We start from the raw sequence: 19,902 nt of genomic DNA, 5'->3' as shown, positions 1-19,902 counted from the left end.
CCCCGGTATCGCTTGGCTAGTCAACAAGATTGGGTCGATGCGCCGGGCTTAGGGCTTCGCCCTATTCCAGGTTCCGTTTCAGAGCCCTGAGAAGAGCGTCGAGCTCGGCGTTCGACCCATGCGCCAGCACCAGGTTATCCGCCACCTCGATGATCGCCGTTAGCACCTCGGTCTCTTCCCAGCCAGCTTTCACTGCGGCCTCGATTATCTCCTGCAACGGGAACTCGATCGCCATCTGACAGAGGAGGTGGCGTTTCTCATCGTCTGGCGGGACAGATGGGGCAGGGATGTCGGTCATGGAGATGATGATAGGGCGCACTTCCTCGGTTAGCCACACCGGCGAGAACATCCGTGAACGCGCTGACCTAACCGGGAAAGTTAACCCATTGACGATGCTATACTCTGGGCACGCCCTCCGGGCCCACCATTTCTAATCTTTAGTATTTTGATTTTGCAACGCTTTTGGATCGTTCCTTTCACGAGGTTCACGTAAGGAGCGAGTTCGTTCTCAGGTTATTCCTGACACAATGCGCGATGACCGGACGCCAAGACGCACGCAATTGGCCTTTTCGTATACTTCGGCCAACTTGAAACTGGACCAGTCGAGATGACTGATCAGCGCGTCCCCCGTGGTGCTGCCGCTCGCAGCCATCGTCGCGAGCAATTTTTGCAGACCGCACATATTTTTTAATGCCGGCTTTCCGCGAAGTGTTCCCGAACCAGTTCCCGCATCCAGCGACCGCATGGGACGTGAAAGCGCGCGAGTGCCGCTTCGCTCCAAGCGTGGAAGCCAAGGGGCTTGCGGATTTTGATGGCGCCGTTTTGCTGGATTGAAGGTTGTCAGCACCCCGCGAATGATAGTCCTCTTGCAAACTCAGTCTCACTGGAGTATCCATCGGTTCAATATTTCAAGGATTATATGAATGTTGAATCAGCAGCAGGCTCTGGGGGCCTTCGGTGCTCTCTCGCAAGAAACGCGACTGCACATCGTCCGGATGCTGGTTGTCGCCGGGCCCGAGGGTATGGCCGCGGGTTTGATTGCCGAGCGGGCAGGGGTGTCGCCGTCCAACATTTCGTTTCATCTCAAGGAGCTCGAACACTCGGGCCTGGTCCTCCAGCAGCGTGAGTCGCGCTCGATCGTCTACAGGGCGAATATCGAGGTCCTCGGCGATTTGGTGCGCTTTCTGATGGAGGACTGCTGCGCTGGCCATCCGGAAATTTGCGCCCCCGCTATAGAGGTTGCCGTATGCTGCGCTCCCGTTGCTGCGCAGGCATGACGGCTCGAAATCGCCGGTGCCATCGTCCTTGGCGGTCGGTCCGGAGCATCTGAAGCGGAAAACAGAAACAAGCCAATCGGAACAACGTCACCAGGGACAACCGTCATGTCTGATCGCATCTACAACGTCCTTTTCCTCTGCACCGGGAACTCCGCCCGCTCGATCATCGCGGAGGCCATCCTGAACAGGGTCGGCCAGGGCAGGTTCAAGGCCTATTCGGCCGGCTCCCACCCGAAAGGCGAGGTCCACCCTTACGCGCTCCAGCTCCTGAAGACCCTGAACCACGATACCAGCTTCGCCCGCTCGAAGAACTGGGAGGAGTTCGCGGCTCCGGGCGCTCCCCAGATGGATTTCGTGTTTACCGTCTGCGACAATGCCGCCAACGAGGCATGCCCGGTTTGGCCCGGGCAACCAATGACGGCCCATTGGGGCGTCCCTGATCCGGCCGCCGCCGAAGGGACCGAAGCCGAAAAACATCTTGCATTCGACGACACCTACAGGATGCTCAACAACCGCCTCTCCATCTTCACCAGTCTGCCGGTCACAAGCCTCGACAGGCTGGCGCTCCAGAAACGGCTGGACGAGATCGGCCGCAGCTCCCAGAAGGCCGAATGAGCGTGGCCGTCGATCTTGGACGCCGTCTGGTCGCGGAGGCCCTCGGCACCGCAATCCTCGTCGCAACCGTCGTCGGTTCGGGCATCATGGCGGACCGCCTGAGCGACGATACGGCCATTTCCCTCTTGGGCAATACGATACCGACCGGAGCAATCCTGTTCGTGCTGATCACGATCCTCGGTCCGATCTCGGGAGCGCACTTCAATCCCGTCGTGACAATGGTTTTCGCACTGCGTCGGGAATTCGAGGTCGCTTTGGTCACGCCTTACATCGTGGCACAGATAGCGGGCGGCGTGTCCGGAACGCTGGTCGCTCATGCGATGTTCGACCTTTCGCTCCTCCAGGTGTCTGGAACGATCCGTACGGGATCGGCTCAATGGATCGCGGAAGCGGTGGCGACTTTTGGTTTGCTCCTTGCCATTCTCGGCGGCCTGCGCTTCAGGGGCGACGCGATCCCTCTGCTGGTGGGGCTCTATATAACGGCAGCCTACTGGTTCACCGCATCGACATCCTTCGCCAACCCTGCGGTCGCCATCGCACGGAGCATCACCGATACTTTCTCCGGCATTCGCCCTACCGATCTGCCGGGTTTCATCATTGCCCAGATTCTCGGAGCGCTTATCGCCGCCGCTTTAGCGGGATGGCTATTTGCCGAACGCCGCAACGAAGTTCCGCCTATCATTGCTCAAGGAGCCGACTGATCATGGACGTCACCATCTATCACAACCCCGCCTGCGGGACCTCCCGAAACACTCTGGAGTTGATCCAGCACGCAGGCATCGAGCCAACGGTGATCGAGTATCTGAAAAACCCGCCGACCCGCGAGCAACTCGCCCGAATGATCGCTGACGCCGGACTGACCGTCCGCCAGGCGATCCGGGAAAAGGGTACACCCTATATGGAGCTCGGCCTCGACAATCCCGAGCTGACCGAAGACCAGCTTCTCGACGCGATGTTGAAGGACCCGATCCTGATCAACCGACCGTTCGTCGTCACGCCGATGGGTACGCGCCTGTCGCGGCCGTCCGAGCTGGTCCTGGATATCCTGCCTGCGGACGCGTTCAAGGGGCCGTTCACAAAGGAAGACGGCGAGCGCGTCCTCGACGATGAAGGAAAGCGTATTGCCTGAAACCTTTCCTGCCGCGTCGCCCGAATATTTCCGCACGCCCGATCCCGATGCGCTGTGCCCTGCGTCCTCGACGCACAAGCCGCGCATCCTGATCCTCTACGGCTCCGCGCGCGATGTGTCCTACAGCCGATTTCTCGCTCACGAAGCCCGGCGTCTTCTGGAGCATTTCGGATGCGAAGTCCGGGTATACGACCCGCGAGGTCTGCCGCTTCCGGACGAAGCGCCCGTCAGCCATCCCAAGGTCCAGGAACTGCGGGAGCTATCGCAATGGTCCGAGGGCCAGGTTTGGGTCAGCCCGGAGCGCCACGGCGCAATGACCGGGATCATGAAGGCGCAGATCGACTGGATTCCCCTGGCTCTCGGTTCGATCCGGCCGACACAGGGAAAGACCCTGGCGGTCATGGAGGTTTCCGGCGGGAGCCAGTCCTTCAATGCCGTGAACCAGATGCGCATCCTGGGACGATGGATGCGGATGATCACCATTCCGAACCAGAGCAGCGTTGCGAAGGCCTATCAGGAATTCGACGCCGACGGACGGATGAAGGCGTCCTCCTATTACGACCGTGTCGTCGATGTCTGCGAGGAACTGGTCAAGTTCACCCTGTTGACAAGGGACGCGTCGGCTTACCTCACCGATCGCTACAGCGAACGCAAGGAAGACGCCGAGAAGCTTGAAAACAGGGTCAAGCTCAAATCGGTCTGATGTATTTCGATGATTATGGAAATAGCCTTGACCACTCCGGCTTTCGCCCTTATCTTATTTCCATGATCATCGAAAAAGCCGCATCTCAGCTCGAAGCCCTTGGCAACGTCACCCGCCTCAAGATCTACCGTGTCCTTGTGCGCGCGGGCGAGGAAGGTCTTCCGGTCGGCCGACTTCAGGAAAAGCTGGATATCCCTGGATCGACGCTTTCCCACCATCTGAAGCGTCTGGTCGACACCGGGCTGGTCGTTCAGGACCGCCAGGCGACGACGCTTATCTGCACCGTCAACTACAACCACATGAATGCGCTGATCGGCTACCTGGTCGACGAATGCTGTGCCGACCAGGGATGCGACGGGCCAAGGTCCAGGGTCGTCGTCTGATTGCATTTTTTTATTTTCTAAATTCGAAGTTTCCAGAAATACCGATGGAGATCAAAATGAGGTCGAATGGCATGTTTCCGGTTGCGGTAGTCGGTGCCGGGCCAGTCGGGCTGGCGGCGGCAGCAAGGCTGCTTGAAGCTGGCATGACGCCGATCATTTTCGAGAGGGGAAATTCCGTCGGGACCTCGCTTCTTGAGTGGGGCCACGTGCGGGTGTTTTCGCCATGGAAGTACAATATCGATGACGCCGCTCGGCGACTGCTGGAGAGCAACGGCTGGGCCGCTCCTTCGCCTGACTACCTGCCCACCGGACGCGAGATTGTCGACGGCTACCTGGTGCCCCTGTCGCGCGTTCCGGCCGTCGAGCAGGCGACAAAGCTCGGCGCGACCGTCACGGCCATCGCCCGCCTGGGTCTGGACAAGGTTTCCTCCGGGGGCCGCTCGGAGGCACCGTTCGCAATCCGATACCGGGACGGTGAGGGGGAGCATGAGGTCGTCGCGCGGGCAGTGATCGATGCCTCCGGCACATGGACGCAACCGAACCCCATGGGCGTGAACGGCATTCCGGTCCTCGGCGAGAGCACAGGCGGACCGGTTTCCTACGGCATACCGGACGTTACCGGGGGCAGGCGCCCGGACTTCTTGGGCAAGCGTACGCTCGTGGTGGGAAGCGGCCATTCGGCGATCAATGTCGCCCTTGCGCTCCTGGAGCTTCAGCAGGCCAACCCGTCGACCGAAATCCACTGGGCGCTTCGCAATCACGGCGTTGCCAAGCTGCTGGGCGGCGGTTTGAACGACCAGTTGCCAGAGCGGGGCGCTCTCGGTCTTGCGGCGAAGAACGCCATGGACGCGGGAAAGCTCAGGATGCTCACATCCTTTTCGGCAAGCAGGATCGCGAGGAGAAATGACAAGGTCGTCGTGACCGCGACGGCCGATGGGGAGGCGATCGAACTGGAATTGGATCAGGTCGTCGTCGCGACCGGGTTCCGGCCTGACTTCTCGTTCCTGAGGGAACTGCGACTGAGCGTCGATCCGGCCGTCGAGGCGCCGCCGGCACTGGCTCCTCTTATCGACCCGAACCTTCATTCCTGTGGCACCGTCCCCCCGCACGGGGTCGATGAACTGTCGCATCCGGAGAAGGACTTCTACATCGTGGGATCGAAGTCTTACGGCCGGGCGCCGACCTTTCTGATGCGGACCGGTTACGAGCAGGTGCGATCTGTCGTGGCGGAACTCGCTGGTGATCACGCCGCCGCGCGACGTGTCGAACTCGTGCTTCCCGAAACAGGCGTCTGCGCCGCTACTCCGCGGATTTCGACGTCTTCAGGATGTTGCGGAGGTCCGGCTCCTGCTACGGTAGATGCATGTTGTGTCGCTGACGCCGAAGCCAAATCCGAAGGCGGGACTGGCTGCGGCTGCGGCGAGACAAAGGTCGAGACCGAGCACGCATGATGCCCAACGAACAGAAGTTGCCGCTCTGGGCCCTGATTGGTCTTGGAGCCTCGCAGAACATCGGCTACGGCACACTTTATTATGCGTTCAGTATTCTGGTTCCGGAGATTTCCCGCGACATCGGGCGATCGGAACAGTGGGTGTTCGGAGCGTTTTCGATCGCACTGCTGGCCGGCAGCCTCGCCGCTCCGCTTTCGGGAACCCTTGCCGACAGGATTGGCGCGGGACGCCTGATGGCCGCAGGGTCGCTCTTGGCCGCCGCCTGCCTGGTGATGATGTCCGTGTCGTCGGGGCCGCTGACCTTTGCCGTCTCGCTGGCGTTGACGGAAGTGGTTTCCGCTGCGGTTCTCTACGCGACGGCTTTCACCGCCATCGTGCAGGCGGGAGGAAAGAAGGCCCAGACCTCGATCGTTCACCTGACACTGATGGCCGGGTTCGCGTCGTCGATGTTCTGGCCGCTGACTTCCTGGATGCACGGATTCCTGTCGTGGCGTGAAATCTACCTGGTCTTCGCGGCCATGAACCTGGCCGTCTGCTTTCCCGTCCACCTCGCCCTGGCGCGGCTGACGACCAATGCCGTGTCCGCGTCCAAAGCGACACCTCCGGCGGCCGCGCCGGTCCGGACAGTTGCAAACAGGAACCTGCTGTTCTTCCTCATGCTGTTTGGCTTCGCCATCGAAGGATATGCGCTGTCCGCCATCCTCGTTCACATGGTTCCGCTGACCCAAGCGCTGGGTATGGGAGCCGCGGGCCTCGTCGTCGCCTCTCTGTTCGGCCCTTCGCAGGTGGCCAGTCGCCTGATCAACCTGGTCTTCGGCCGCGAGTTGCCGCAAAGATGGCTGGCGGTGATCGCCACGGCGTTGATCCCGTCCGGTCTGGCGATCCTCATGTTGACGACGCCATCCGTCCCCGGTGCCATCCTGTTCGCCGTCTGCTTCGGACTCGGTTCCGGATTGACAAGCATCGTGAGCGGTACCCTGCCGCTGGAGTTGTTCGGCAAGGCCAGCTACGGCAGCCGCATGGGCTGGGTGACGTCGGCCAAGCAGATGATGTCCGCCGTCGCTCCGCTCGCAATGTCGATCTTGCTCGCGGGGATCGGCGTCGTGCCGTCGATCTGGTGGACGGTGGTGATCGGGGCAATTGCGGTCTTAGCGTTTCTGGGAATTGTCATGTCATTCCAGCTGGGCGCACGCGCGTCTATTCCGGAGGCCTCAAGTCGATGATTCCCGGCCCTGCACCAAGGACCAGGAATTCCGGTTAAACCCGTTCCATTTTCACTCGGAACAAAGCCTCGGGTCATGCGTTCGGGCCCAATGTCTGGCTGACCGCCGATGGCGCGAGGGTGCTTGCCGAATGGATGATGACCGCTTGACCGGCGCCGGTCGGCCAATTCGATCAGGACGAGACGGCATTTCGGACAGCTATCGGCCGGCAATCCGGGCAACCACCTTCATCCTTCTTCTCTCTCCGCCCTTGGCGTCGTGTTCCGGCGTGCAGTCGGCACTCGATCCGGCTGGCCACGAGGCGCGCGATGTCGCCAACCTGTTTTTCGTCATGCTGATCGGCGGCGTGGCCATCTGGGCGGGCGTCGTCGGTCTGCTGTTCCACGCCGCGCGCAAGCGTAAACCCTATTCGGAAAAGGGGGCGGGGTGGGTCATCCTCTGGGGTGGGGCCGTTTTCCCGACGGCAACCCTCGCAGCTCTGCTTTCCTATGCCGTCTGGCTGATGCCCAACATCCGGCCCTGGTTCGGTGAGGATGCGGGCGTTGGCCGTGTGGAGGTGACAGGCGAGCAGTTCTGGTGGCGGGTGCGCTATCTCGACGAGGGCGGGGCGGTTGCTTTCGAAACGGCCAATGAGGTGCGCGTACCGATCGGAGAGCCCGTCGTCTTTTTGCTCAATTCGCCCGACGTCATCCATTCCTTCTGGATACCGGTGCTCGGCGGCAAGATGGACATGATACCCGGTCGTGAAAACCGCCTGACGCTGCAGGCGGAAAAGCCCGGCACCTATCGGGGCGTCTGCGCCGAGTTCTGCGGTACCAGTCACGCGCTGATGGCTTTCACCGTCCATGCGATGGAACCTGAGGCATACAAGGCCTGGGTCGCTGCGCGTCGCAAAGCGTCCGGCGGGCAGGATCAGGAGGGGTTGGCGCTCTTCCTTCGCCATGGATGTGCCGCCTGCCATGCCATTTCCGGCACGGAGGCGAAGGGGACGATCGGTCCCGATCTGACCGCCTTCGGCGAGCGCGGTTCCGTGGGAGCGGGGGCGCTTCCGAATGGGCAGGAGCATATCGCCCGCTTCATACGCGATCCGGGCCAGGTCAAGCCGGAGGCGCGCATGCCGCACTTCTCCATGCTGGAGGAGGCGGAGATCGACCGGATAGCTGCCTACTTGAAAGGGCTCAGATGACCATGGAGCTCGGCAATTTTTCGCCGGAAGAGCGGGCGGCGCAGGAGGAACGGCTCCGCAAGGTATGGGAGACCCCGAAAGGCATCCGCTACTGGACGTCTGTCAACAACAGCGAGATCGGGCTGTGGTATGGCGTCACCGCCTTTGCCTTCATGCTGTTCGCCGGCCTCCTCGGGCTTTTGATGCGCCTGCAACTGGCGGTGCCGGAGAATGATTTCATCTCTGCGGAACTCTTCAACCAGGCCTTCACGCTGCATGGCACGGTGATGATGTTCCTGTTCGCGGTGCCGATCTTCGAGGCCGTGGCGATCTTCCTGCTGCCGTCGATGCTGGGCGCCAGGGAGCTGCCGTTCCCGCGGCTGTCCGCCTTCGGCTTCTGGAGTTTTCTGATCGGCGGCGTCTTCGTCTGCGGGTCGATCTTCTTCAACGCCGCGCCGAATGCGGGCTGGTTCATGTATCCGCCGCTTGCGACCGACGACGAATATGCCGGCATCGGCGCGGATATCTGGCTGCTCGGCCTGTCCTTCATCGAGGTGGCTTCGATCGCCGCCGCCGTCGAGATCATCGTGGGTATCATGAAATGCCGGGCGCCAGGCATGCGGATCAACCTGATGCCGATGTTCGCCTGGTACCTGCTGATCGTCGCGGGCATGATCCTGTTCGCCTTTCCGCCGCTGATTGCCGGCGACATCCTGTTCGAGATGGAGCGGATGTTCGACTGGCCGTTCTTCGACGCGACGCGAGGTGGCGATCCGCTGCTTTGGCAGCACCTGTTCTGGATCTTCGGACACCCGGAAGTCTACATCATCTTCCTGCCCGCGATCGCGCTGATGGCGATGATCGTGCCGACCTTTTCGCAGCGGCCGATCGTCGGTTATTCCTGGATCGTGCTGGCGGCCGTCGGCACGGGTTTCCTGAGCTTCGGGCTCTGGGTGCACCACATGTTTACGACCGGCCTGCCGCAGATCTCGCTTGCCTTCTTTTCGGCGGCGTCGGAAGCGGTGGCGATCCCGACAGGGGTGCAGATCTTCGTGTTCATCGCCACCATGCTCGCCGGCCGGGTGATCTTTTCGGTGCCGATGCTGTTTGGGGCAGGCGGGCTAATCATCTTCGTGATCGGCGGACTGACGGGGGTGATGGTGGCGCTCGTACCCTTCGACTGGCAGGCGCACGACACCTATTTCATCGTCGCCCACCTTCACTACGTGCTGATCGGCGGCATGCTGTTTCCAGTCGTCGCCGGCATCTATTACTACTTTCCGTTCGTGACGGGTAAGAAGCTCAGCGATGCCTGGGGCAGGACCGCTTTCTGGCTGATGTTCGTCGGTTTCAATGTCACCTTCTTCCCCATGCACTTCTCTGGCCTGCGCGGAATGCCGCGGCGGGTCTTCACCTATCCGGAAGATATCGGCTGGGACTGGTTCAACCTCATCTCGTCCATCGGTGCCTTCGTCTTCGCCGCCGGGGTCGCGACCTTCGTCATCGACATCTTTCGCCCGAAACAGCAACCGGCATGGCGCGATCTCAACCCCTGGAATTCCGGGACGCTTGAATGGACCAACGATCCGGCGGAAAGCTGGGGCATGCGCTCGGTACCGATCATCACCAGCCGCTATCCGCTCTGGGATCAGCCGAACCTGCAAGCGGATATCGAGGCCGGGCGCTTCTATCTGCCGGACGCCAAATCCGGCAAACGCGAAACGCTGGTGACCTCTGTTCTGGATGCGAAGCCGATCCAGTGCCTGCGGGTCGGCGGCGTTTCCTACGTGACGATCATCGCGGCGATCGCGCTCGGCGGCGTGTTCATCGCGCTGACGTTCAAATTGTGGATCACCACGATCGTCTTCGCGATCATCACCTTCATCGCCATCATCCATTGGCTCTGGAATGGAACCGCGCCGATCCCGGAGGTGCCGGAGATCGATGTCGGGCTAGGCGAGACGTTGCCGATCTATGTCTCCGGCCCGGCTTCGGTCGGCTGGTGGGCGATGTTCATCACCATGGTCGGCGACGGTACGGCGTTCGCGAGCCTGATCTTTGGCTATTTCTTCTATTGGACCATCCATGACGACTTCACCACGATTGCCAATGGTCCCGGCGTCCTGTGGCCGGTGGCGGCGCTGGTGCTCTACGTTATCGCCTGGGTGCTGACGCTGCTGGCGCGCGAACTCAACGAGAAGGGGCCAAGAGGTGCGCGGCTGGCGCTCACCGCGGCCCTCGCCGTTTCGATCGCTGCCTCGTTTGCGGGCCTTGCCGGTCCGTATCTGCACGAGATGGACCCGACCTCGCATGTCTATCCGGCCATCGTCTGGATCGTCGCAATCTGGACAGTGACGCATGGCATAGTCGGCGCGATCATGCAGGGCTATTGTCTCGCACGCAGCATTACCGGCCGGATGACTGCGGAATACGACCAGGATATCCGCAACGTCGCGCTCTACTGGCATTTCATGGCCTTTACCGCCGTCGTCACCTTCGCGGTCCTCGGCCTGTTTCCATTGGTAAGCACATGAAAAGCTTCATTCCGCGCGAGGTCGAAACCCTCTGGACCCTGTTCACCGCTCCGACCGTCTGGGCGCTGCATTTCCTCGTCTGCTACGCAACGGTCGCGGTCTTCTGCGCCAAGGGCCTCGCTTCGGAGGTTTCGTTCGACACTGTGCGGATCGCGCTTGGCGTCGTGACGGTACTCGCCCTCGCAATGATCGTGCTGTCGGCTTGGCTCGCCTGGCGGCAATGGGGTTTCGGCGCCGCCGATCCGCCTCATGACGAGGCGACCCGCAATGCCCGCACGCTCTTCCAGGGGTTCGCGACGCTGCTGTTGTCGGGCTTGAGCTTCGTCGCCGTCCTCTACATGGCGATCCCGATGATCTTCATTGCGGAATGCCAGTCATGAGGAAGGCTGCGCTGGTTAGCGGCCTGATTGTGTTGTTTGCCCTCTGGGTCCTCCTGCTGCCGCTTGCAGACCGGTCGTCCTTCTCGGTGCACATGATCGCCCATATGGGCATCGTGGCGGGTGCGGCGCCGCTGATCGCCATCGGCTTGTCGGGGACCCGCTTCGACTTTTCTGCAGGCCGGCGCTGGCTGACGCCGCTCACCGCTTCACTCATGGAACTCTTCGCGGTCTGGATCTGGCACATTCCTGTCCTGCGGGCGCTGTCGGAGGCGTCACCGTTCCTGGCGGCGTTTGAACAGGCGGTTTTCCTTGCCGCAGGTCTCTCTCTCTGGCTCTCCTGCCTCGGCGGAGCGGCGACGGGCCGCGAGGAGCGGCGGCTTGCCGGCACATTCGGCCTGCTCTTTACCTCCATGCACATGACGCTGCTTGGCGCGCTGTTGGCGCTTTCGCCGCGTCCGCTCTATGGCGATGGCGAAGTAAGTTGCTTCGGCGTGACCTTGTCCGCTGCGGTGGACCAGCAGGCCGGCGGCGTTGTCATGCTTTTGGTGGGGGCTGCGGTCTATTTGGCCGGGGGCGTGGCATTGTTGGCCCGCACGCTGAACGCGCCGCTGCCGGATCGGTGAGTCGGGGCGTCGAGATGGGCGTCGTCCCGCTCCGTCGAGCCGCATCGTCTTGCGCGGAAAAGGAGAGGGAAAGAACAGCCGGCGGTTGACATCGCGATGTGCATGACACGGATCGGCGCGATCTCCCCAGCTATTTGGCGCGACCCTGGCCCTCCTGCCGATGTGGGCGTTGCAACTTTCGGCCTCTAGCCTATTTGATGGAGCGTGAACAACAGATATCGGAGTGTCAGTTGAATCAAACCCGGCCAGCGCTCCTCCTCGTCACTGCGTCGCTGATCCCGCTCATCATTCTCGCCGCCGTGATGGGCAGGTTCTTCATTCAGGAACAGCAGGACGCGCTCGACGCCGACATTCGCAGCAAAGCGACCATCATGGCCGCCACGCTTCAGCGGGAGCTTAAAAGCCAGATCCAGCTTCTGTCCGTCGTTGCGGATTCACCCCGGCTCGATCCGCCTATACCCCGTTCCGCCTTCGCCGAGACCGCGCGGCGCCTGCGTGAGCGGGTGCCGGAATGGGAGCAGATCCGCATCTCGGACGAGAAAGGCGAGGTCGTGCTGTCATCGCCGCCGCTCGACGGGGCGGCTGAGAAACAGGTCGTGGACATCGAGAGCCACCGGACCGTGGTTCGCACGGGCGGTGCTGTGATCGGCAATGTTTCCATCGGGCCTCGCGGGCAGGCGGCCTTCGCCGTGAGGGCTCCGATCCAGAGGAACGACAAGCTGCGAGCCATTCTGTCGGTTGTCATCCGCCCGACGATCGTGACAAACCTCCTCTACGCCAATGGGCTCCCGGAAAGCTGGGCGGCCTGGATCGTCGATGGTGAGGATCGCCTTGTCGCTTCGACCGGCGCTCCTGCTCTTGCCGGCAACGCGGCAAGCGAGTTCGCCACCTTTTCCGGAACGGAATTCGGCCTTGCGACACTCAAAAATGGGCTGGAGGTACGGGTTGCCGAAGTTGCGCTTGGGGAAACCCCTTGGCGGGTGAGGGTGGGCCTGCCGGTTGCGGAATACGACAGGCTGGCACGTAAGGCGACATTGCTGCTCGCGGCAGCCAGCTGTTTCACGCTGCTGCTCTCAGGTTCGGCTGCGTTTCTGTTTCACCGGGAAATTCGCGCAAGGAACCGGGAACGCGAAAGCATTGCCAATTGGCAGCGCATGGATGCGCTTGGAAAGCTGACGGGCCAGGCGGCGCATGATTTCAACAACCTCCTCATGGTGTTTCAATCAGGTGTCGAGGGCATCAAGAGGAAGCGGCACGACGAGCAGCGGGTGACGCAGCTCCTTTCGCACATGAGCGAGGGAGTAACGAGGGGAAAGGCGATCACGCAACGACTGCTGTCCTTCTCGAGGCGCTCCAATCAGGGTGCCGGGCATATCGAGCTGGACATCAAACTCATCGAATTGAGACCGCTGCTGCGACAGGCTCTCGATGACACGATCGTCATGGACATAAACGTTCCGGACGACATCTGGCCCGTTCACGTCGACCCCGCGGGGCTGGAAAACGCGCTGATCAATTTCCTCACCAATGCGCGCGAGGCTATGGGCGGCGGTGGTCAGGTGACGATTTCGGCACGAAATGTCCTCGATGGCGCTACGGAGGATCCGACGCTTCAAGGACAATTTGTTGCCTTGACGATCGCAGACACCGGAACAGGCGTTGCCTCCGAGCATCTGGGGCGGGTGTTCGAGCCGTTTTTCTCCACGAAGAAGAATGGCGGCCCGGGCCTCGGGCTGACCCAGGTCCACAGTTTCGCCAAGGGCAGCGGCGGTGCCGTGAAGGTCGCGAGCGTGGCCGGCCATGGCAGCGCCTTCACGCTGCTTCTGCCCCGGTCCAACGAACAGCGCGTCGCGCGCGAGCCAGCAAAGCCGGTGGTAACTCTTCCGGCCAGGCTTTTGATCGTGGACGATACCCCATCGTCTCTGGAATCGGTGCGCCTGGCCCTGGAAGGGCTTGTTTCGACGATCTTCGTGGCGACAAGCGGCAGCGAGGCAATTGAGGTTCTGGACCGTCACCCCGAGATCGAGGCGGTGATCAGCGACATCATGATGCCGGGAATGTCCGGCATCGAGCTTGCCGAGGAGATACGCCGGAAGAACTCGCGCCTGCCGGTTGTTCTGATGACCGGCTACAGCGACAAGCTGGAGGCCGGCACAGAGGTCGGCTGTCCGGTTGTGGCGAAGCCGTTCAAGATCGAAGACCTTGCCGCTTCTCTGGAGGCGGCGAAAACATCGACGGAACAGTCGACCAACGTCGTGCGCCTGGAGATTCCGGCGAAAAGCTGATCGGCTCGACGACGCTTCATTAGCCTACCAAGCTAAGCGGCTTGTGGACCGGGTGGGGAACGGGAACCTCCAGAAGTCCAGTTAGATATCGCCCATAGGCGCTCTTCCCATATTGCTTGGCGAGGCATTCGAGCTGGTTGGCGTCGATAAAGTTCTGCCGATAGGCAATCTCCTCGGGGCAGGAGATCTTGACCCCTTGTCGGCGTTCAAGCGTGGATACGAATTCGGATGCTTCAAGGAGGCTGTCGGGCGTGCCGGTGTCGAGCCAGGCATAACCGCGACCCATCATCTCGACATGGAGCTTTCCGCGATCGAGATAAGCCCGGTTGACGTCGGTGATCTCCAGTTCGCCCCTGGCGGACGGCCTCAGGTTGGCAGCAATGTCGATGACGTCCTTGTCATAGAAATAGAGGCCCGTGACGGCCCAGCTGGAGCGGGGATGTTCCGGTTTCTCTTCGATCGAAGCTGCCTTCATCTGCTTGTCGAACTCGACCACCCCGTAACGTTGCGGGTCGTTGACGTGATAAGCAAAAACCGTGGCGCCGCTCTCGCGGGCCATGGCGCTTTTGAAGAGATCGGTGATGCCGTGGCCGAAGAAGATGTTGTCGCCCAGGACCAGACAGGACGAATTGGAGCCGATGAAATCGGCGCCGATAATATAGGCCTGAGCAAGACCGTCAGGAGAGGGCTGTTCCGCATAGGATAACGAGAGGCCCCATTTGGAACCATCGCCCAGCAGCTGTTGGAAATTCGGCATGTCCTTTGGCGTCGATATGATCAGAATGTCGCGGATCCCCGCGAGCATCAGCGTCGACAGCGGATAATAGATCATCGGCTTGTCATAGATCGGCATGAGCTGTTTCGACAGCACCTGTGTCATCGGATGTAGCCGCGTACCGCTGCCGCCGGCGAGAATAATCCCCTTCATTCCACTCACCTCCCGTACTTTCTGTTTTCAAGGTCGACAGGCTGCAGAACGCGCCTGACGACGTTTACCGCCGAGCCCCGCCAATCGGGCATGACGATGCCGTGGCGCCTGTACAATTTCGAGCAGTCCAGTTGTGAATTGGCCGGTCGCCGAGCCGGCGTCGGATAGGCGCTGGTGGGGATGCGCGCGACCCTTGCCGAAGGCCCGCCATTCGCGCCAGAAATTCTGAAAATCTCGTCTGCGAAGTCCGCCCAACTCGCCGCGCCCGTTCCAGCCATATGAAAGACGCCGCGCAAGGCGGGATTGTTCGAAGCCAGCAGGTTTCGCCCGACCACCATGATGGCTTCGGCGATATCGATCGCCGAAGTCGGGTTGCCGATCTGATCGTCGACGACTTGCACCTCTTCCCTTGTCTCAGCGGCCTTCAGCATCGTGCGCAGGAAGTTTCGGCCGAACGGGCTGTAGATCCAGGCGGTGCGAAGGATGGCATGGTTTTCGGTCGCTGCAGCGACGTTTCGCTCGCCCACCAATTTGTCGCGGCCATAGACGCCCAGCGGTGCGACCGGATCGGACTCGATATAAGGAGAGGCCTTGCTGCCGTCGAAGACATAGTCTGTGGACAGATGAACGATCGGGACCCGTAGCGTTTCCGCTACCCGCGCCAGTTCCGCCGGGCCTGCGGCGTTGACGGCAAAAGCCGTTGCCCTTTCGATTTCGGCCTGATCGACACCCGTGAAGGCAGCCGCGGAGACGATCAGGTCGGGACGGGCGGCCTCGACCGTCACCGCAATGGTCTCCGGCCTGGCCAGATCGAGGTCAGGGCGGCCGAGCGGAATAATCTCGACATCGCTTCGGCCGATCGCGTTTTCGATAAGGGATTGGACGACCTGTCCCTTAAGCCCGGTTACCACGTATCGCCTGGGTTCGCGCATCATCCGGCCCCGGCCTTGAGAAGCCCCAGGCGGCTGCCGTCGTACCCCTTTCGGAGCGGCGCCCACCACCATTCGCTGTCGAGATACCAGCGCACCGTCTTTTCGATGCCGGTCTCGAAGCTCTCATTTGCCCTCCAGCCCAGTTCCGTTTCCAGCTTGGTCGCGTCGATCGCATAACGCACATCGTGCCCGGGGCGATCGGCGACGAACTGGATCAGGTTTTCGTGGGAGCGTCCGGTCGGGTGCAGATCGTCGAGGATCGCGCAGATCCGTTTCACCACATCGATATTGCTGCGCTCGTTCCGGCCTCCGACATTGTAGGTTTCTCCCACCCTGCCTCGCTCGGCGATGAGATCCAAGGCCCGAGCGTGATCTTCCACATAGAGCCAGTCGCGGATGTTGGTCCCGTTTCCATAAACCGGCAGGGGTTTGCCCTCCAACGCGTTCAGGATCGTCAGCGGAATGAGTTTTTCCGGAAAGTGGTACGGTCCGTAGTTGTTCGAGCAGTTGGAGACGATGACCGGCATGCCGTAGGTTCGGGCCCATGCCTTGGCGAGATGGTCGGATGCTGCCTTCGATGCCGAATAGGGTGAGCTCGGATCGTAGGGCGTTGTTTCCGAGAACGCTCCTTCCGCTCCGAGGGAGCCGTAGACCTCGTCGGTCGAGACATGCAGGAAGCGGAAGCGGCTTCGATCCCGGGGAAGAAGTGCCTGCCAATATGCTCGCGCGCATTCGAGCATGGTGAAAGAGCCGAGTATGTTGGTTTCAACGAATTGCCGTGCGCCGAGGATGGAGCGGTCGACATGGCTTTCGGCAGCCAGATGCATCACCCGGTCGGGTCTGAACGTCGACATCGCGGACGCTATCGCTGCGGCATCGCATATATCGATCTTGAGAAACCGGTAGGACGGTTTGCCCGCAACCGACCTCAGCGAGCTCAACGTGCCGGCATAGGTCAGTTTGTCGATGTTCAGGACCTCGTATCCCTTTTCGAGCACGAGGTGGCGGATGACCGCCGATCCGATGAAACCTGCCCCACCCGTTACAAGCACGCGCATGCTTTCGATTACCCCCAAGAATTCCCGTCACCGGCTCCGGCTGCGTCTGCCGAATTCGTCGTTGACCGCATAAATAAAGTTGGATTGAAGCTCGGAGAGCTTAGGCTGCCCCCGATCCTTCTCCGACAGGATTGCCTTGTCCGCTGCGACCGGCCATTCGATCCCAAGCTCCGGATCGTTCCAGAGCAGGCCGCGTTCGTGTTCGGCCCTGTAATAGTCAGTCACTTTGTAGGTGATGACCGTATCCGCCGTCAGCGTGCAGAACCCATGTGCGAAACCTGGCGGCAGCCAAAGCTGGAGGGCATTTTCGGCCGAGAGTTCCACCGCGACGTACTTCCCGTAGGTCGGCGATCCGATACGGATGTCAACCGCCACATCCAGGAGCGCGCCGCTCGAACACGACACGAGTTTACCTTGTGAATGAGGAGGGATCTGAAAGTGCAGACCGCGAACCGTTCCCGCCTCTGCCGAGTAAGACCGGTTATCCTGGACAAACGTGAAAGAACCTACTTCTGATTCAAAGAGGTTTTTCCGAAACGTTTCCATGAAATAGCCTCGAGGATCGCCGAATTTCTTCGACGCTAAAAGAAGTACATCTTCAATGATCGTACTCTCGAAGCGCACAAATCCCTCATGATCCTGAATTTCCGGCTGTTTGGTTATAAAGCCATACCGATATTCTGAGCGCAATTCGGATGCGGCTCATCAGATGGGCGATGGGATCGTCAATTAGCGGTAGGCTGAGGGCTACGCCTCGCTCTCCTGGAGCCCCGGACAGCTGTGCTGTTCTCGTCAATGAACGATAGAACCAACACTTGGCTGGGGCGCCTGGATTCGAACCAGGGATGACGGTACCAAAAACCGTTGCCTTACCGCTTGGCGACGCCCCACCATGATGGCGGCGATGGTGCCGCTCAGGGAATGCGAGTTGCTCTAGCAAAGCTTCATTCGCCGAGCAATCACAGAGCGGCCGTTTTTTGTTAAATCTCATACTTTCATTCGGCTTCGGAAATTTACTCAGGGGCGGAGCGCCGCTGCTACGTGCCCCCGAGTGCCCGCGTTCACTTTTCGCAAAGCCTGCGCTCACCGCGAAAAGGTTGATAGGTGCAGTCGGATGCCCGGAAAGATCGGTAGCTGCGGGAGCAGGCCGTGATGTTGCAGGAGGGCGCGGTCCCGGGGTTGCCCGCCGCCAGCCCCTTGTCCAGATCGAAATCGGGAGCGGGCTCGGCCATCGCGGCGCGGATGAAGTCCCGCCAGATCCGAGCCGGAAGCGAGCCGCCCGTGACGCCTTTCATCGGCGTGTCGTCGTCATTTCCGACCCAGACGCCAACGACCAGCGGCTCGGTGAAACCGACAAACCAGGCATCGCGATTGTTCTGGCTGGTGCCCGTCTTGCCGGCGGCGAACGTGCCGGGATCCGCGTCGCGACCCGTGCCGCGTTCGATGACGAGCTGCAGCAGGCCAAGGAGGTCGGACTGGTAGGGTGAGAGATCGATCGGAGGCTCTGTCTTCTTGCCCACCCTGAAGGCCTGGGATTGGCCCGCGGCCTGGAAATCGATAATCCCCCAAGGTTCGACCGGTGCCTTCCCGAGGCGAACCGATGCATAGGCGCTGGTGAGATCGAGCAGGTTGACCTCCGAAGTGCCGAGCGCGAGGGATGGCGTCGGCGCGAGCGGCGTGTCGATACCGAGTTCCTTGGCAGCCGCGATGACGTTGTCTAGCCCGACTTCCTGCGCCAGGGCGACGGTTGCGGCATTCAACGACCGGGAGAAAGCTTCCGCCAATGTGACCCAGCCGCGGTAACCGCCGCCGGAGTTTTCGGGCGACCAACCGTCAATCTCGATCGGAGCGTCGAGGACGCGGTCGAAAAGGGTCAGTCCTTTTTTCAATGCCGCGTAATAGACGAACAGCTTGAACGTGGAGCCGGGCTGCCGCATCGCCGTGACGGCGCGGTTGAACTGGCTCGTCTTGTAGTCGTGACCGCCGACCATGGCGACGACTGCGCCTTCGGGTGTCATTGCCACAAGCGCCGCCTGGCTTGCGCCGAGCGTCTTTCCGTCTTCGTCCAGAGCCTGAGCAACAACCCTTTCGGCAATGCGCTGCAGGCGGGGCACGAGCGTCGTGCGGACCGTCGTCGACCCCGGCGAGTTGCCGGCGATCTCGCTTGCTTGCGGCGATATCCAATCGGCGAACCAGCTTCCCGAGCGGGGTGTCGGTGTTGTCGGGCGAAGTTTGCCGAACGCCGCCTTGGCAGCCGCGGCTTCGTCGGGCGTCAGCTTGCCATTGGCGACCATTGCGGCAAGCACCGTCGCCGTTCGCTGACGGGCGCCTTCGAAATTGGCGATGGGGTTCAGTTGGCTCGGCGCTTTCAGGAGACCGGCGAGCATTGCAGACTCCGAGACATCGAGGTCTCCGATCTCCTTGTTGAAATAGATCCGTGCGGCGGCCGGCATTCCGGTGGCACCGGAGCCGAGGTAAGTCGCGTTCAGATACCGGGTCAGGATTTCCTGCTTGCCGAGCTTCCATTCGAGCCAGAACGCGACGACCACCTCCTGGATCTTCCGCTTCAGCGTTCGGTCGCTTTCCAGATATTGCACCTTGATCAGTTGCTGGGTGATCGTGCTTCCGCCCTGGGCGACCGAGCCCGCCTGAAAATTCCGGATCAGCGCACGGCCGATACCCTTTGGATCGATGCCGTAGTGGCTCATGAACCGCCTGTCCTCGATCGACAGGACGGCCTCGATAAGGGACTGCGGAAACTGGCCGTAAGCGGCATATGGCCCCTGATAGGGACCCTGCCGGACAAGCGGCGCGCCATCGGCCGTTTCCAGCACGATGACCGGCTTCAGCGTGCCGGCGGCAATCTCCCGCCATGGCACGTCCTTCAACGCCCATGTCAGAACGCCTGCCAGGACAAGGACGCAGGCGGAGGATGCGAGTGCGGCAACGGTTATCCACGACCACCGCCTGGAAGGCCGGTCCTGTCTTGAAAAGCGCCGCCGATGCCACAAGGATTTTATCTGGAAAAGGGCTTTACCACGGAAGGCTGAAAAGCGCCCCGCTGATCCGGATGTCGGATTTGGTTCTTGCTCTTTCGGTCCTGCGTATTTCTCCCGAAGAGCGACTGCGGCGTTCCTTATCCAGCGTGAACCTGATTGCCACGCGGTTCCGAGATCATGGCGGAGCGCGGCCAGCAATTCACGGATGGCCCGTCCG

Annotated in this window: 19 protein-coding genes and 1 tRNA gene; 13 read left to right on the top strand and 7 right to left on the bottom strand. The window is 61.3% G+C overall.

What is annotated here, in order from left to right:
- Positions 1-61: 61 nt before the first annotated feature.
- On the bottom strand, positions 62-349 hold the full coding sequence (locus GQ59_RS17660) for a hypothetical protein (protein ID WP_152564367.1): 288 nt from the start codon (positions 347-349) through the stop codon (positions 62-64).
- 577 nt (positions 350-926) lie between these two features.
- Between GQ59_RS17660 and GQ59_RS17655 the strand changes: the two genes are divergently transcribed.
- The 13 genes from GQ59_RS17655 to GQ59_RS17595 all read left to right on the top strand — a co-directional run bounded on the left by GQ59_RS17655 (position 927) and on the right by GQ59_RS17595 (position 13,768).
- The gene (locus GQ59_RS17655; RefSeq protein WP_037083655.1) at positions 927-1,277 is read left to right on the top strand and encodes an ArsR/SmtB family transcription factor; all 351 of its coding nucleotides are present in this window, start codon (positions 927-929) and stop codon (positions 1,275-1,277) included.
- Between the two features lie 105 nt (positions 1,278-1,382).
- The gene (locus GQ59_RS17650) at positions 1,383-1,892 is read left to right on the top strand and encodes an arsenate reductase ArsC (RefSeq protein ID WP_037083595.1); all 510 of its coding nucleotides are present in this window, start codon (positions 1,383-1,385) and stop codon (positions 1,890-1,892) included.
- Positions 1,889-2,593: an aquaporin gene (locus tag GQ59_RS17645; protein ID WP_037083593.1), complete on the top strand. Its 705-nt coding sequence runs from the start codon at positions 1,889-1,891 to the stop codon at positions 2,591-2,593. The genes GQ59_RS17650 and GQ59_RS17645 overlap by 4 nt, the downstream gene beginning before the upstream one ends.
- A gap of 2 nt (positions 2,594-2,595) precedes the next feature.
- Positions 2,596-3,021: an arsenate reductase (glutaredoxin) gene (gene arsC, locus GQ59_RS17640; RefSeq protein WP_037083592.1), complete on the top strand. Its 426-nt coding sequence runs from the start codon at positions 2,596-2,598 to the stop codon at positions 3,019-3,021.
- Positions 2,999-3,724 (top strand): arsenical resistance protein ArsH, encoded by a 726-nt coding sequence (arsH, locus tag GQ59_RS17635; protein ID WP_037083591.1) that lies wholly within the window; start codon positions 2,999-3,001, stop codon positions 3,722-3,724. The genes arsC and arsH overlap by 23 nt, the downstream gene beginning before the upstream one ends.
- Positions 3,725-3,786: 62 nt before the next feature.
- Entirely contained in the window at positions 3,787-4,107 is a 321-nt protein-coding gene (locus tag GQ59_RS17630; RefSeq protein ID WP_037083654.1) for an ArsR/SmtB family transcription factor, read from the top strand.
- A 56-nt stretch (positions 4,108-4,163) separates the two neighbouring features.
- Positions 4,164-5,558: an NAD(P)-binding domain-containing protein gene (locus GQ59_RS17625; protein ID WP_037083653.1), complete on the top strand. Its 1,395-nt coding sequence runs from the start codon at positions 4,164-4,166 to the stop codon at positions 5,556-5,558.
- A complete protein-coding gene (gene arsK / locus GQ59_RS17620) occupies positions 5,555-6,781 on the top strand; it encodes an arsenite efflux MFS transporter ArsK (protein ID WP_037083590.1) in 1,227 nt (408 codons plus the stop codon). The genes GQ59_RS17625 and arsK overlap by 4 nt, the downstream gene beginning before the upstream one ends.
- Positions 6,782-6,911: 130 nt before the next feature.
- Positions 6,912-7,967, top strand: coding sequence for a cytochrome c oxidase subunit II (gene coxB, locus GQ59_RS17615; RefSeq protein WP_084683203.1), 1,056 nt, complete (start codon positions 6,912-6,914; stop codon positions 7,965-7,967).
- Positions 7,964-10,480: a cytochrome c oxidase subunit I gene (gene ctaD, locus GQ59_RS17610; protein ID WP_037083589.1), complete on the top strand. Its 2,517-nt coding sequence runs from the start codon at positions 7,964-7,966 to the stop codon at positions 10,478-10,480. The genes coxB and ctaD overlap by 4 nt, the downstream gene beginning before the upstream one ends.
- Positions 10,477-10,860 (top strand): hypothetical protein, encoded by a 384-nt coding sequence (locus GQ59_RS17605; protein ID WP_037083588.1) that lies wholly within the window; start codon positions 10,477-10,479, stop codon positions 10,858-10,860. The genes ctaD and GQ59_RS17605 overlap by 4 nt, the downstream gene beginning before the upstream one ends.
- A complete protein-coding gene (locus tag GQ59_RS17600; protein ID WP_037083586.1) occupies positions 10,857-11,483 on the top strand; it encodes a cytochrome c oxidase assembly protein in 627 nt (208 codons plus the stop codon). The genes GQ59_RS17605 and GQ59_RS17600 overlap by 4 nt, the downstream gene beginning before the upstream one ends.
- Positions 11,484-11,713: 230 nt before the next feature.
- Complete coding sequence (locus tag GQ59_RS17595) at positions 11,714-13,768, top strand: response regulator (protein ID WP_037083584.1); 2,055 nt, start codon at positions 11,714-11,716, stop codon at positions 13,766-13,768.
- Positions 13,769-13,787: 19 nt separating this feature from the next.
- Here the strand turns inward: GQ59_RS17595 and rfbA are convergent, their stop codons facing one another.
- The 6 genes from rfbA to GQ59_RS17565 form a co-directional block, all read right to left on the bottom strand.
- The gene (gene rfbA, locus GQ59_RS17590) at positions 13,788-14,696 is read right to left on the bottom strand and encodes a glucose-1-phosphate thymidylyltransferase RfbA (protein WP_051904030.1); all 909 of its coding nucleotides are present in this window, start codon (positions 14,694-14,696) and stop codon (positions 13,788-13,790) included.
- A gap of 5 nt (positions 14,697-14,701) precedes the next feature.
- Complete coding sequence (gene rfbD, locus GQ59_RS17585) at positions 14,702-15,631, bottom strand: dTDP-4-dehydrorhamnose reductase (protein WP_037083582.1); 930 nt, start codon at positions 15,629-15,631, stop codon at positions 14,702-14,704.
- The gene (gene rfbB, locus GQ59_RS17580) at positions 15,628-16,686 is read right to left on the bottom strand and encodes a dTDP-glucose 4,6-dehydratase (RefSeq protein ID WP_037083581.1); all 1,059 of its coding nucleotides are present in this window, start codon (positions 16,684-16,686) and stop codon (positions 15,628-15,630) included. The genes rfbD and rfbB overlap by 4 nt, the downstream gene beginning before the upstream one ends.
- A gap of 27 nt (positions 16,687-16,713) precedes the next feature.
- On the bottom strand, positions 16,714-17,310 hold the full coding sequence (gene rfbC / locus GQ59_RS17575; RefSeq protein WP_037083580.1) for a dTDP-4-dehydrorhamnose 3,5-epimerase: 597 nt from the start codon (positions 17,308-17,310) through the stop codon (positions 16,714-16,716).
- 192 nt (positions 17,311-17,502) lie between these two features.
- Positions 17,503-17,576, bottom strand: a tRNA-Gln gene (locus GQ59_RS17570).
- Positions 17,577-17,747: 171 nt separating this feature from the next.
- The gene (locus tag GQ59_RS17565; RefSeq protein ID WP_037083650.1) at positions 17,748-19,640 is read right to left on the bottom strand and encodes a PBP1A family penicillin-binding protein; all 1,893 of its coding nucleotides are present in this window, start codon (positions 19,638-19,640) and stop codon (positions 17,748-17,750) included.
- Between the last annotated feature and the right edge of the window lie 262 nt (positions 19,641-19,902).

Origin of the sequence: Neorhizobium vignae (assembly GCF_000732195.1) — a bacterium.
GTDB lineage: Bacteria > Pseudomonadota > Alphaproteobacteria > Rhizobiales > Rhizobiaceae > Neorhizobium > Neorhizobium vignae.
The sequence above is the reverse complement of the archived record's forward strand: the minus strand, read 5'-3'. Positions and strand labels throughout refer to the sequence as shown.